This window comes from Chromobacterium sp. W521 (assembly GCF_052805975.1).
Window position 1 is genome coordinate 109597 of the sequence record NZ_JBRBAF010000008.1, and the last position, 13929, is coordinate 123525.

Annotated in this window: 13 protein-coding genes; 5 read left to right on the top strand and 8 right to left on the bottom strand. The window is 63.7% G+C overall.

What is annotated here, in order from left to right; translation table 11 throughout:
* Nucleotides 1-6 precede the first annotated feature (6 nt).
* The 5 genes from ACUXV1_RS14140 to ACUXV1_RS14160 are packed head-to-tail and all read right to left on the bottom strand — an operon-like array spanning nt 7 to nt 5464.
* Complete coding sequence (locus tag ACUXV1_RS14140) at nt 7-786, bottom strand: GolD/DthD family dehydrogenase (protein ID WP_446015675.1); 780 nt, start codon at nt 784-786, stop codon at nt 7-9.
* 11 nt (nt 787-797) lie between these two features.
* Complete coding sequence (locus ACUXV1_RS14145; protein ID WP_446015676.1) at nt 798-1892, bottom strand: MDR/zinc-dependent alcohol dehydrogenase-like family protein; 1095 nt, start codon at nt 1890-1892, stop codon at nt 798-800.
* Between the two features lie 11 nt (nt 1893-1903).
* Nucleotides 1904-2905, bottom strand: a complete 1002-nt coding sequence (locus ACUXV1_RS14150) for a substrate-binding domain-containing protein (RefSeq protein ID WP_166452732.1) — start codon at nt 2903-2905, stop codon at nt 1904-1906.
* Between the two features lie 54 nt (nt 2906-2959).
* On the bottom strand, nt 2960-3940 hold the full coding sequence (locus ACUXV1_RS14155) for an ABC transporter permease (RefSeq protein WP_446015677.1): 981 nt from the start codon (nt 3938-3940) through the stop codon (nt 2960-2962).
* Between the two features lie 39 nt (nt 3941-3979).
* Nucleotides 3980-5464 carry a sugar ABC transporter ATP-binding protein gene (locus ACUXV1_RS14160; RefSeq protein WP_446015678.1) on the bottom strand — a complete coding sequence of 495 codons (1485 nt, stop codon included), beginning with the start codon at nt 5462-5464 and terminating at the stop codon, nt 3980-3982.
* A 302-nt stretch (nt 5465-5766) separates the two neighbouring features.
* Between ACUXV1_RS14160 and ACUXV1_RS14165 the strand changes: the two genes are divergently transcribed.
* The 3 genes from ACUXV1_RS14165 (at nt 5767) to ACUXV1_RS14175 (ending at nt 9056) form a co-directional block, all read left to right on the top strand.
* Nucleotides 5767-6240, top strand: coding sequence for an RpiB/LacA/LacB family sugar-phosphate isomerase (locus ACUXV1_RS14165; protein ID WP_446015679.1), 474 nt, complete (start codon nt 5767-5769; stop codon nt 6238-6240).
* Between the two features lie 75 nt (nt 6241-6315).
* A complete protein-coding gene (locus ACUXV1_RS14170) occupies nt 6316-7278 on the top strand; it encodes a sugar-binding transcriptional regulator (RefSeq protein WP_337882635.1) in 963 nt (320 codons plus the stop codon).
* 149 nt (nt 7279-7427) lie between these two features.
* Complete coding sequence (locus tag ACUXV1_RS14175; RefSeq protein WP_194427900.1) at nt 7428-9056, top strand: methyl-accepting chemotaxis protein; 1629 nt, start codon at nt 7428-7430, stop codon at nt 9054-9056.
* A gap of 55 nt (nt 9057-9111) precedes the next feature.
* On the opposite strand, the gene gloA is transcribed toward ACUXV1_RS14175, so the two are convergent.
* Nucleotides 9112-9507: a lactoylglutathione lyase gene (gloA, locus tag ACUXV1_RS14180; protein ID WP_114153878.1), complete on the bottom strand. Its 396-nt coding sequence runs from the start codon at nt 9505-9507 to the stop codon at nt 9112-9114.
* A 251-nt stretch (nt 9508-9758) separates the two neighbouring features.
* On the opposite strand from gloA, the gene ACUXV1_RS14185 reads away from it, so the two are divergent.
* The gene (locus tag ACUXV1_RS14185) at nt 9759-10601 is read left to right on the top strand and encodes a LysR family transcriptional regulator (protein WP_446015681.1); all 843 of its coding nucleotides are present in this window, start codon (nt 9759-9761) and stop codon (nt 10599-10601) included.
* Nucleotides 10602-10838: 237 nt separating this feature from the next.
* The gene (locus ACUXV1_RS14190; protein WP_446015683.1) at nt 10839-12035 is read left to right on the top strand and encodes a phosphatidylinositol-specific phospholipase C; all 1197 of its coding nucleotides are present in this window, start codon (nt 10839-10841) and stop codon (nt 12033-12035) included.
* A 6-nt stretch (nt 12036-12041) separates the two neighbouring features.
* On the opposite strand, the gene ACUXV1_RS14195 is transcribed toward ACUXV1_RS14190, so the two are convergent.
* Nucleotides 12042-12440, bottom strand: coding sequence for a hypothetical protein (locus ACUXV1_RS14195; protein ID WP_446015684.1), 399 nt, complete (start codon nt 12438-12440; stop codon nt 12042-12044).
* The gene (locus ACUXV1_RS14200; protein WP_446015685.1) at nt 12437-13825 is read right to left on the bottom strand and encodes an MFS transporter; all 1389 of its coding nucleotides are present in this window, start codon (nt 13823-13825) and stop codon (nt 12437-12439) included. The genes ACUXV1_RS14195 and ACUXV1_RS14200 overlap by 4 nt, the downstream gene beginning before the upstream one ends.
* Nucleotides 13826-13929 lie beyond the last annotated feature (104 nt).

Consider the following 13929-nt stretch of genomic DNA (forward strand, 5'->3'; position numbering starts at 1 on the left):
TAGCTCCTATAAGACGGTGTAGCCGCCATCTATCAACAGGTTCTCGCCGGTGATCATCGCGGCGTGCTCGCTGGCCAGGTAGGCCGCCAGCGCGGCCACCTCGTCCGGACGGACAAAGCGACCCAGCGGTATCCGCCGCCGCATTTCCTCGCCCGCCGCGCCGGCCCAGGCCTGACGGCCCAACTCAGTGGCCACCACGGTGGGGGAAATGGCGTTGACGGTAATGCCGTAGGGCGCCCACTCAGCCGCCAGCACCCGAGTCAGCGCCACCAGACCCGCCTTGCTGGCGCAATAGGCGCTGTGGCGCTCCAGCGCCACCACGCTGGCTTGGGAGGCGATGTTGACGATGCGGCCGCCGCCCTGCCATCGCATCAAGCGGCCGGCTGCCTGGGCCAGGAAGAACGGCGCCTTCAGATTGAGCGCCATGGTGGCGTCCCATGCCGCTTCGCTAACATCGTCGGCGCGGTCCAGCAGCGCAATGCCGGCGTTATTGATCAAGATGTCCAGCCGCTTGCCCCAGCCATGAGCCTGACGCACCACTTGCTCGGCGTGGCCGCAGGCGCCAAGGTCGCCCACTATCGCCAGATGGCGTTGCGGGCCGCCGGCCAGTTGCGGCAGACGCTCCTCCACGCTGCCGCTGATATCCGCCAGCGCTACCGCCGCGCCCAGTTCCGCCAGCCGCTCAGCGATGGCCAGGCCGATGCCGGCGGCGGCTCCGGTAACCAGAGCCACCTTGCCGTCAAGCTTGAAGCCGGCGTCCCAAGCCCGGTTCGCGATTTCTTCCATTGCGTTCTCCATCAGGCCTCTCCCGGCAGCAACATGACCTTAAGCGAGCGGTCACCGCTGCGCACCAGGTCGAACCCTTCGCGAAAGCGCGCCAGCGGAAGTGTGTGAGTGACCACGCCCTGGGTGGGCAGGCTTTGGTCGCGGATGCCCTCAATCACATGCGGGTAGCAGTAAGGCCCCAAATGGGAGCCGAGGATGTCCAGTTCCTTGCGGTCGCTGATGATGCTCCAGTCCTCGCACACCGGGTCCTTGAACACGCCTACTTCAACGAAGCGCCCCAGCTTGCGCAGCATGGCCAGGCCCTGGCTGACTGACTTGGGATGACCGGTGACCTCGATGTAGATGTCACAGCCGTAGCCGCCGGTCAACCGCTTGATCTCGGTGTTGACGTCGTCGCGACTCGGGTTCAGCGTCAGGTCGGCGCCAAAGCGACGCGCCAACTCCAAACGCTCGTCGAACAGGTCGAGCGCAATCAGCTTGGCCGGCCCGGCCTTGCGCGCGGCGCCGATAATGCCGAGGCCCAGGGTGCCTGCGCCGGACACCACCACCACGTCGCCCAGCTGGATCTGGGCGCGCTGAACCGCGTGAAAGGAGCAGGCATAGGGTTCGATCAGCACCGCCTGCTCCAGCGGCAGTTCTTCCGGCACCCGGTAGGTGATCGCCTCCTTGGTGAATTTCATGTACTCGGCCATGCCGCCGTTGACGTTGTGCTGGAAACCATAGAGATCGTGTTTCTCGCACATCCAGTACTGGCCGCGTTGACAAAAACGGCAGGTCCAGCAGGGCACGATTTGCTCGGAAATCACCCGCTCTCCGATGGAGAACCGGGTCACGCCAGCACCCAGCTTGACGATGCGTCCGATGAATTCGTGGCCGGGTATCATCGGCGCCTTGATGTAGGCGGGCTGGTTCTCGTCGCCCCAAAAGCTGGGCGCTCCGTCATAGGCTTTCAGATCGCCTGCGCAGATGCCGCAGCCTTCCACTTTGACCAGGATTTCTCCCGGCCCCGGTTCCGGCACCGAAACAGTTTCCAGCCGGTAATCGCCCGGCGCGTAGGCCACTACCGCCTGCATGGCGGCGGGAATGAGGATTTCGCTTGCGCTCATGGCTGTCTCCTTCAAGCGCCAGACTTGAGTTTGGCCAGCAGCGCATCGGCATTGGCCGGGGTGATGGTGGTCCAGGGCACGTCGTAGCGTTTGGCCGCGCCGCCGGCCCAGGGCATGGTTTTGGCGTATTCGCGCCAGATGTCGGAGCGCGGCTGGTAAGCCGGCCCCCTGACCGCGCGCAGGGCCAGGTCCAAAGCGCCCTGCGCCTGGGCCTTGGCGTCCTGGAAGAAGCTAACCATCAAGGTGCCGTTTTTCACCGCCAGGATGCCGTCGCGAATGCCGTCGATGCCGGAGGCCGGCATTTTCGCGGGGTCCAGGCCCTTGCCCCGCACCGCTTCCAATCCGCCCAGCGCGATGTCGTCGTTCTGACCGATCAGGCCGTTGATCTGGCCCGGCCGCGCGGTCAGCCAGTTTTCCATCAGCGTCAACGCCTCCGCGCGCGACCAGTTGGCCGGTTTGCGTTCCAATACCTTGATGCCCGGATAGCGCGCCAGCGCCTTCTGATTACCCGCGCTGCGCTCCAACTGCGCAGACTGGCCGATAGGGCCTTCCATGATCACCACATTGCCCTTGCCTTTCAGCGCCTTGGCCACGGCTTCCGCCTGCAACTCGCCGGCCACGGTGTCGTTGTTTCCGATATAGGCGGTGAGCTGGTCGCCCTTGACGCGGGTGTTGGACCCAATCACCGGAATCTTGGCGCGCACGGCTTTGGCCACCGCTTCCGCCCCGGCGGCGATGTCGATGGGCACAAACAGAATGGCGTCGTACTTCTGGGTAATCATGGTGTCGAACTGGTTGTTCTGCGTCAGCGCGTCGTAGCGGCCGTCAAACACCGTAATGCGCACCGAGCCGTCCTTCACCGCGGGGTGCTGCTTCAACGCGTCCACCCACATCTGCATGAATTCGCCCTTGAGTCCGTAGACCGCGGCGCCGATGCGCAGCGGCTGGGCCGCCCAGGCCGGAAGCGCCAGCGCGCAGAGTAGCGCCGCCGCGCCGAGTTTGAATCGTTGCATGCTCCATTCCTCCTTTGAGATTGCGCCGCAACGGGCGCGGACAAAGCGTTTGGCTCAGGTTTGCCGATGGCGCGAGCCGTCCAGCAACACCGCCGCCACGATGATCACGCCCTTGATCAACTGCTGGTAATAGGACGACACCCCCATTAGATCGAGCCCGTTGTTGATCACGCCGATGATCAATGCGCCCATCACGGTGCCAATCACCGAGCCGACGCCGCCGGAAAGGCTGGCGCCGCCGATCACCACCGCGGCGATGGCATCCAGCTCATAAGCCACACCGGCCTGCGGCAGTGCCGCGGTGGTGCGAGCGGTGAGGATGAGGCCGGCCAACCCGGACAGGCCGCCGGCAATCAGGTAGACACAGAAAGTGATCCAGCGGGTGCGGATGCCGCTGGTGCGCGCGCTTTTTTCATTGCCGCCCACCGCGTAGACATAGCGGCCGAACACGGTGTGGGTCAGCGTGAACCAGGCCAGCGCGGCCACCAGCGCGAAGATCAGCACCGGCAACGGCACGCCCGCCCATTCACCCTGACCGATCAGGCGGAAACCATCCGGCAGACTGGAAACCGGCATGCCGTCGCTATAGATGTAAGTCAGCCCGCGCGCGGCGCTGAGCATGCCCAGGGTGGCGACAAAGGACGGTACCGACAGCCGCGCCACCAGCACGCCGTTGACCGCGCCCAACGCCAGGCCGCAGCCCAACCCCGTCAACAGGGCCGGAAAAACGCCGGCTTCCGGCAGGACGGCCATGCTGGCGGCCACCATGCCGGCGAAGGCCAGCACCGCGCCCACCGACAGATCGATGCCGCGGCTGAGAATGACAAAGGTCATGCCCACCGCCAGAATGCCGTTGATCGAAGTCTGGCGCAGGATGTTGGCCCAGTTGTCCCAACTGAGGAAATACGGACTGGCCAGACTCAGCAACAGGCATAACAGCAAGAACACAGCGACAATGCCATAGCGGGACAACGCGGCGCGACCGGGCAAACGAGCGGTAAAAGCCGGCGATTTGGGACTCAGGGAATCGTCCATCGGGTTTCCTTTCAAGATGATCGCTTGGGACGAAGGGACTCAGGAGGCCAAGTGCAGCAAACCCTGCTGGCTGGCCTCCGCGCCGTCCAACATCGCCACCAGCCTGCCGGCTTTGAACACGGCGATTCGGTCGCTCAGTTCCAGGATTTCCGGCGCTTCCGACGACACCAGCAGTACGGCGCCGCCCTCTCGGGCAAAGTCGTCCAGGAAGGCGTACACCTCGCGCTTGGCGCCTTCGTCAATGCCGCGGGTAGGCTCATCGCACAGCAGGCAGCGCGGCCGAGCGGCCAGACAGCGGGCCAGCACCACTTTCTGCTGATTGCCGCCGCTCATCCGCCCGGTGGGCATATTCGGCGAGGCGGTTTTGACGCGCAGCCTCCGGCACAGCTCCGTCACCAGCGCCCGTTGCGCCGCGCGCCTCACCACACCTCCGCGTGCCAGGCGCGGCAACACTGGATAGGCGATGTTGTCGGCCACCGAGGCCGACAACACCAGGCCGCTGTCCTTGCGGTCTTCCGTCACCAGGGCCAGGCCAGCGCGGATGGCTCCCGCCGGGCTGGCCGGCACTTCCCGGCCAGCCAGCCGCACACTGCCGCGCTGACGCTGGCTCAAGCCGTACAGACAGTTGAGCAGTTCGCTGCGGCCGGAACCCAGCAGGCCGTAAATGCCGACGATTTCACCCGGATGCACCACCAGACTGATGTCCTTGAACTCTCCGTCGCGCCCCAACCCTTCCACTTGCAGCAGCGGGGCGGCGGCGGTCACGGTGGCAGGGCGGCGGGCGCGCTCGCTGCGCAGTTCCCGGCCAACGATCTGACTAACCAGGTGGGGGCGGTCGATCTCGGCCAGCCGGCCGCTTTCGACAAAAGCGCCGTCGCGGAACACGGTATAGCAATCCGCAATCTCAAAAATTTCGGACAGCCGGTGTGACACGTAGATGATGCCGGCCCCATGGGCGGCAAGGCGGCGGACCGCGGCGAACAAGGCTTCGGTCTCCCGTTCGCCCAGCGATGACGTGGGTTCGTCCATGATCAGGATGTCGCTGTCGCGGTTGAAAGCTTTGGCGATTTCCACCAGCTGGGTCTGCGCCAGGCTGAGCTGCGACATCGGGCAGCGTGGGTCGAGATCGAAATCTAACCGCTGCAGCAACGCCTCGGCATCGGCCAGTTGGCGGCGGCGGTCCACCAGAGCGCCCCAGAGACGCGGCTCGCGGCCCAGTGTCAGGTTTTCCGCCACGCTCAAACCCGGCACCGGCGACAGCTCTTGCGTGATCATGGCGATGCGTCGGTTCAAGGCCGCCAGTGGCGAGGCGAAATCCACCTCCCGCCCCCGCAGCCGCAGGCTGCCGCCCTCTCGTCGCAGCAAACCCATCACAATACTCAAAAAGGTGGATTTGCCGGCGCCGTTGCCCCCGCATAGCGCATGCACGCTGCCGGCGCCCAGCTCCAGGCAGCCGTTGCGCAAAGCCGCCACGCCGTTAAAGGATTTCGCAATCCCCATCGCCTGCAGTAGCACGGTTTCCATTAGCGCCTCCGTCAAGAACAAATGATCATTAATTGAACACATGCTAAGCAACGGATTTTGCTAACGTCAATTCAAACCAGCCATACAACAATCATGCAGCGCATGATAATTCCGGCTAAAACACTGAGCCAATCTGTTAATGCCGCCAGGGACAAGCGCTGTACATCATGCTGCAAGTGCAATAAATTCATGGTAGCTTTTCAGCAACAACAATGAAAAACTTTCCATTAATTGAAATTACGTTCATTGTATTCATCAGCAGCGCCACCCGCGCTCCAAGCCACCCAGCCAAGGAGAGCCAGATGCACATCGCCATCGCTTGCGACGAGGCCGCGTTCGACCTCAAGGAAATCCTGTTGCGCCATCTGCATGCGCAAGGCCGCCATGTCAGCGACTGCGGCGTATTCGACCGCCAGCCGGCGCTATACGCCGATATCGCCATCCCCATCGCCGAGCAGATCATCGCCGGGCGCTATAGCCACGCGGTGTTGTTGTGCGGCACCGGCATAGGCATGGCCATCGCCGCCAACAAGGTAACAGGCATACGAGCCGCGCAATGCCACGACACCTACTCCGCCGAGCGGGCCAAACGCAGCAACGACGCGCAAATCATCACTTTGGGCGCGCGCGTGGTGGGACCGGAGCTGGCCAAGCGCATCGTGGACACCTGGCTGGAGGCCCGGTTTGACGGCGGCGCATCGCAACCTAAACTGGACAGAATTCATCAATACGAGCAGGCCTCCCCGCACCGTGATGGTGATGGCGAGCCAAGTTGAGGCCAGACCACGCTCCGCCGATTTGGCATAAACTGGCGGCCCCGCCCCTGCCGGCGGCCCGACAAAGAGGAAGGCATGAATCAAGACGAGCTGACAGAACTGGCGACCCTTTATTACGTGGACAACCACACTCAGGAGGCGCTGGCCAAACGCTTCGGCATCTCGCGCGCCACCGTCAGCCGCATGTTGCGCAAGGCCCAGGAAGAAGGCGTGGTGGAAATCCGGGTGCGCCAACACCCGGCTTACGCCAGCGGCCTGGAACAGGAGCTGCGCCAACGCTTCGGCATCTCGCGCGCCATCATCGCCATCGACCATCAGGACAGCGACAAGCAGCGTGCGCTACTGGCGGCGCAGGTGGCCGCCTATCTGGACCAAGCCCTGGACGATGGCATGGTGGTTGCTGTGGGCATGGGCCGCAATATCAGCGCGGTGTCCGACTATATTTCCACCCCCACGCGACGCCAATGCGCCTTCATCTCCGCCATAGGAGGCGCTTACCGCGGCGGCGAAGCCATGAACGCCGATCATATCTGCCGTCGGCTGGCTGCGCGCTTCGGCGGGGAAAGCGAAACACTGTACGCGCCGGCGCTGATACAAGACCCAGCCTTGCGCCAATGCCTGCTGGAGAACGACACCGTGCGCCAGACGCTGGACCGCGCCCGCCGCGCCGACCTTGCGCTGATCGGCGTCGGCGACATGTCGGAGGACAGCAATATCGTGCGCATGGGCTGGTTCAGCCCGACCGAGATCGCCGCGGCCAAACGCGGCGGCACCATAGGCGACGTGATGGGTTATGACTTCTTCGACATTTACGGCCAACCGGCCAACACGACGCTGCAGGGCCGTGTGCTGGGCATCAATCGAAGCGATTTGGAACGCATCCCCAATGTGATCGCCATCGCCAGCGAGCAATCCAAGGCCACCGCTCTACTGGGCGCGCTGCGCACCGGAGTGATAGACACCCTGGCCACCACCACGGTCAACGCCATGACGGTAATCAGCCTGGACGACATCACTCGCAAGACACCGGTGGCCTAGGCTGCCCGATACGGCGCCCCCTTTTCCCCCTCGGATGCGCGGACGGTTTGATCTAGCCCATTTCGGCAACTATGTTTCATCAAGAGGCCACCGCTGGGAGGCGTGCCGATGCACAAGTTAGACACAATATCTGTCCGGGGGAGCACTCCATGCTGCACCAGTTGACCGTCAAGCAAAAACTACTGGCCGGCTTCGGCCTGCTGATCGTCCTGATCGCCATCATCGTGGCGGTGGCGATAATGAAGTTCAACACTATCGGGGACAAGATCCGCGATGTGACCGAGGACCGCTATCCCAAGATCATGCTGGCCAACAAGATCAGCGTCACCACGCTGGACGTGGGCCGCTCCATCCGCAACGCCATCATCGTGCAAACGCCGGAAGAGACAGAGACCCACCTCAAGAAGGTGGAGGAGCTCCGCGCCGCCAACGCATCCAATCTGGACCAGATGGAAAAACTGCTGTCCACGCCCAAGGGGAAGGAGCTGTTTGATAAGCTCAAGGCCGCCAGCACTCATCTGGGCGCTCAGTTTGAACCCTTGTACGCCTTGGCGCGCGCCAATAAGAATGAGGAAGCCAAAACCTTTCTGATGAAAACCTTTGCGCCGGCCAACAACGCGTTTTTGAAGTCGCTGAAAGAGATGTCGGACTTTCAGGAAGACTTGATGCAAAAGTCGATTGAGGCCAGCAAAACCGCTCAAAGCGAGGCGGTGACGGTGCTGCTTACCGTGGCCGTGATCGCCTTGATCGCCGCGATGGCGATTGCGATGTTCATTGCCAACCTGGTGACGGTGCCGCTGAAGAGATCCGCGCAGTTGGTGCGCAATATCAAGCAGGGCGATCTGTCCGGCCACGATGAGCGGATTCCCGACGCGCGCGACGAAGCCATTGCCATGGCCAAGGATATCCAGGAGATGCGCCAGGGCTTGCGCGAGGTGGTCGCCAGCATCCAGAAAAACGCCAACGAAGTGTCCGACTCCGCTCACGAGCTGGCCAGCATGTCCGAGCAAGTGGCACACGGCGCTCAGCGCCAATCCGAGGCCACGTCCGAAGCCGCCGCCACCATCGAGGAACTGACGGTCAGCATCAACCATGTGGCGGACAACTCCAACGAAGCTTCCCGTCAGGCGGCGATGGCCGGCGATCTGGCCAGCCGCGGCGGCCATGCGGTGAAGGCGTCGGTGGGCAATATCGAATCGGTGTCGTCCTCAGTGGCGGCCACTTCGGACCAGATGAAGGGCCTGACTCAGGAAGTGCAGAAGATAGGCAATATCGTCACGGTGATCCGCGACGTGGCGGACCAGACCAACTTGCTGGCCTTGAACGCGGCGATCGAGGCGGCGCGCGCCGGCGAGATGGGGCGCGGCTTCGCGGTGGTGGCGGACGAGGTGCGCAAGCTGGCGGAACGCACCGCCAGTTCCGCCCAGGAAATCACTCAGATGATCGGCTCCATCCAAGGCAGCGCCAACCGGGTGGTGGGCAGCATGGAGCAGAGCCTGTCCAGCGTGGGTACGGTGTCCGACGGCGCCAGCCAGGCCACCGACTCCATGCAGGAGATTGAAGGCAGCACTCACTCCATCGTGCACTCCATCGGCAACATCACCAGCGCGCTGAGCGAACAGCGCACCGCCAGCCTGAACCTGGCGCAGAGCATGGAGCGGGTATCTCAGATGGCGGAGGAAAACAGCGCCACGGTGGAAGAACTGGCCACCACCTCCAGCCAGCTCAACGCGCTGGCGCAAAACCTGCAGGGCGTGACCGCGCGCTTCCGTCTCTAAAAAGCGGTTTCAAACGAGGCGGGCCCGGCAAGCTCGGGCCCGCCCTTCTCCGCGCTCAGTCGTACTGGGTGCCCTTCTGGATCAATTCCACCTTGTAACCGTCCGGGTCCTGCAAAAAGGCGATCACGGTGCGGCCGTGCTTCATCGGCCCGGCTTCGCGGGCCACCACGTAGCCCAGAGCGCGCGCTTGCTCGCAAACGGCGGCGGCATCGTCCACTTCAATCGCCACATGGCCATAGCCGTTGCCCAGTTGGTAATCGCCCTGGTCCCAGTTATGGGTCAGCTCGATGGCGGCGGCCTCGGTTTCATCACGGTAACCGACAAAAGCCAGAGTGAAGCGGCCGTCCGGAAAGTCATTGCGGCGCAGCAGGCGCATGCCCAGCGCCCGGGTGTAGAAAGCCAGCGCGGCGTCCAGATCGGCCACGCGCAGCATGGTGTGCAGAATTCTCATGCGCTTGTTCCTGATGGTTGAGATTAAGAACCTGTTTACGATCTGCCGTGCGTCGTGAAGCGTTGCACGGTGAGTACGAGCCCAAAATGCTCATGTACCACGAGCAAATTCCGCTTTTTCGCGCGTTTTCCCCTTGTCTCGCCTTAGCTCGCGAGATTGTAAACACGTTCTAAGATCGCGCCCATCTTAGCCTCGCACATAGCCCATTAAAAGCGACTTATAATGCTTAAATCAATCACAAAAAATGAAAAATGAAACTGTCGCAACTGAATTTCTTCTGCGCGGTGGTGGAGCAAGGCAGCATCGCCGCCGCCGCCGAGCAACTGCACCGGGTGCCGTCCAACCTCACCGCCCGCTTACAGGAGCTGGAGGCGGAACTGGGAGTCAAGCTGTTCAGCCGCGAAAACCGCCGCCTGCTGCCCACGCCGGAAGGCCTGCTGCTCTACCGCCACGCCCGTGGCTTGTTGCGACAGGCCGACGAGGTGGGCAACCTGTTCGCCGGTGCACCGGCGCGCGGCCTGCTGCGGGTGGGCGCGCTGGAAGGCGCCTTGGTCAGCCATCTGCCGGCGCGCATCGCCCGGTATCGCCGCCAACAACCGGAGGTGGAGCTACACCTGCGCGCCGGCCATTCGCTACTGCTGGAGCGCCAGTTGCAGGACGGGGAACTGGACCTGATTCTTAGCGACGGCCCGGTGGAACATCCGCTGCTGACCAGCCGGCTGGCTTTCCGGGAGAAGCTGATGCTGATTTCGCCGCCAAACACCGCCGCGCCCACAGCCGAGGCCTTGGCCGGGCTGGAGCTATACACCTTCGGCGCCGCCTGTCATTACCGCCGCTTGGTGGAGCAATGGCTGCAAGCCTCCGGCGTGCGGCCGCGCGCGGTGCTGGAGATAGAATCTTATCCGGCCATCTTTGCCTGCGTTGCCGCTGGCGCCGGCTTTTCCTGTGTGCCGGAGAGCCTGTGCCGGCCGCAAGATGGTTACCGCGGCTTCGCGCTGCCGGACCTGGCGATCAGCGATATTCACTTCATCTGGCGCAAGCAGCAGGAGTCGGCCCTGGTCGACGGTTTCATCCAGTCCATCGCCACGGATTAAAAGCCTGTTCAATGCCTGCCACGCTAGCGCCTGCGCCCGCTTTCCCCGCCATACGCCTAGTCTCGTTCTTGCCCGCGAGACTGTGCACCGGCGCAAAAAAACCACACAAGGCCGGGCAAGCGAAAGAACGGCATGGGCGCAATGAGCAAAAATCGCAATCGGCATAACATGATCTCGTCGTAAGGTCGGCCAGCCGGCATCCGTACGCCGGCCCTTCCTTTCACTTGGGACCCGATCATGAAAACTCTTTTCGCCGCGCTTTCGCTCAGCCTGGCCGCAAGCAGTCCGGCCGTCCTCGCTCATGCCCATTCGGCGTATTCCCACGACAGCAACTTCAGCTACCGCCATCCCAAGTGGATGGGCCTGCTGGACGATGGCCTCACGGTCAGCCAGCTGTCGCTGCCCGGCACTCACGACACCATGAGCCGCTACGGCGGCGACAGCGTCGCCACCCAGACCCTGCCCTTACGCACCCAGCTGGACGCCGGCGTGCGCGCTTTCGATATCCGCCTGCGTTCCATAGCCAACAGCTTCGCCATCCATCACGGCCCGGTATTCCAGCAGGCGATGTTCGGCGATGTGCTCAACGACATGAGCGCCTTCCTGCGCGCCAACCCCAGCGAGACCCTCTTCGTCCGGGTCAAGGAAGAACACACGCCGGAAAACAGCTCAATGTCCTTCCAGCAGATTTTCGAGTCCTACTACAATCGCTACAGCGGCTACATCGCCATTCCCGCCAGCAACAATCCCAGCTTGCGCGAGGTGCGCGGCAAAATCGTGTTCTTGCAGAACTTCTCCAGCAGCAAGCGTTACGGCATTTCCTACGGCGCCTACAACATCCAGGACCAGTACAGCGTTTCCACCAACTGGGATTTGTACGGCAAATGGGAGAAGATCAAGGCCCACCTGAACCAGGCCAATACGGGTCCGCGCGGCAACGGCTACATCAATTATCTGACCGCCTCCGGCGGCTCCTTTCCCTATTTCATCGCCAGCGGCCATTCCAACCCGGCCACCGGCGCGCCGCGGCTGGCCACCGGCCTGACAACCCCGGGCTGGAAAAACAGCTATCCTGATTTCCCTCGCGTCAATTGCTTCATCGGCATCTGCACCATCGCCTTTGAAGGCAGCAATGTGCTGACCCAGGAATACATCCAGCGCCAGCGTCCGGCTTACGCGGGGATGGTGATGGCCGATTTTCCGGGGCCGGGGCTGATCGACACGCTGATCCAGCTCAATCTGAAAACCTGCAAACGCTGGAGCTCGGGCGACCGCGCCACCTTGGGCGACATCTACCGCTACGACAACCCCTACTCCAAAACGGTGGACTATTTCCGCAGCCGCAAGAGCGGCGGCTATTGGTATTTCCCCACCAATCAGTCCAGCAACGGAGACTGGGAATACCTGGGCCATGCCAGCGCCTGCCGCGATTGACCGCGCTCAGCCGGGGTAAAGGGTTTCCTGCAAATGCCGCCAGCGCGGCGCCCCGGCCTCATCGCGTTCAAACACCGCGGTGGCAAGCCGCAGGCTGCTTAACCAGCCGCCCTGATATTGCGCTTCGCGATAAGCCACCGTCGCGCCGCCGGCGTGCCAGTCCAGCAGCGCCAGTTGATCCACCACGATCTCCAGGCCGGGCTTGCCGCCGCCGGCTGCGGCGAACAGCCGCCCCAGCGCGTCCAGGTCCAATGGCGCGCCGCTGGGCGCCACCATGGTGAAGCGCGGCGAGAAACGCGCCATCAAGGCCGCCAGCGCGGCGGCGTCCGCCGGGCCGGCAAACCATTGCCGGATGGCGATATGCGCGGCAATCACTTCGTCGAAATAAGGATTTTGGTCGGTCATGACGCTCTCTCTGAGTGGGGGCGCCGCAGCAGGGCCAGCACCGCCGGGGTGTGGATGCGCAGCACGAACACCGCCGGCGCCAGGGTCAGGCCGGCGGCAATGAAGAAACAGGCTTGGTAGGCCTGGACGACGGCCACGGAGGCGCCGCCGCCCAAGGCATTCAACAGCATGCTGATTGCGGCCACGCCCAGGCCGAAGCTGAATTGGCGGTTGATGTTCCACAGCGCGCTGGCCTGCCGCAGCTCGGTCTCGGCCACATCCAGAAAGGCGGCGCTTTGCGCGGCGCTGCTGCACAAGCTGCCGCCGAAACCCATCAGGCCGTAAGCGGCCATCAACCCGCCATAGCGGCTGACGCCCACCGCCAACAGCAGAATGCCGGCGCTCTGCACCGCCATGCCCAGCAGCAGCAAGGGCTTGGGGCCGTGACGGTTGAAAGCGAGACGGGTCAGGCTAATGGCCAGCGCCGAGGCCAGCGCCCAGGGCAACATCAGCGCGCCGGTCCGCGCAGCGCCCAGCTTGAGCACCTCTTGCAGATACAACATCGCCGCCAGGCTGACGCCCATGAACACGCCGGGCACAAACAGGTACACCAGCATGGCGGTGCGCAGCAAACGCCCGCGCAGCAGCGCCAGCTTCAGCACCGGCTCGGCCTTGCCGGCGGCTCCGCGCGCATAGGCCGCCAGGGCCAGCGCCGCCAATGCCAACGCGACGACGCCGCGCGGCTCATGGCCGCTTTCGCCCAACCAGCCTAAGGCCAGCAGCAGCGCGCTCATGGCAAGCGCCACCAGCATCAGGCCGGAGCCGTCCAAGGCGCCGCTCCGCGCCGCCACGTCCCCGCGCGGCAGCCAGGCGGCCGCCAACAGCAAGGTCAGCAAGGCCAGCGGCAGGCTGGCCAGCAGCGCCCAGCGCCAGGACAGCATGTCCACCAGCAGGCCGCCCAGCGCTGGCGACAACGCCGGCACGATCAGCGCCACGCTCATGATCCAGGCGGTGAGCCGAGCGCGCTGCGCCGGCGGGTAGTGCCGGTAAACCATGGCCTGGCCGATAGGAATCAGCAGGCCGCCGCCCAGGCCCTGCAGCGCGCGCCAGCCTATCAAGGCCTCAATCGACCCGGCGCTGCCCGCCAGCGCGCTGGCCGTCATGAACAGCGCCAGGGACAGCAGCATCACCCGCCGTTCGCCATACGCGCCGGCCAGCCAGACGCTGAGCGGAATCACCAGGGTCAGGCCCAGCATATAGGCGTTGCCCACCCAGGCCAGTTGCGCCAGCGAGGCCTGCAAATCGCGGCCGATGTCGGGATAGGCGACGCTGACGATGAACATATTGATCAGGTCCAGCGCAAAGCCGAGCAGGTACACCAGGGTCAGTTTCAAACGGAGCGGCATCGGCGGCCTCCACGGTAAAGCGGCCGAGTATAGTCAGCGCCAGCACATGGAAAAACCCGCCAATCTCGCCTAAACTGTCAAACTATTTTTGACAATAACAGGCA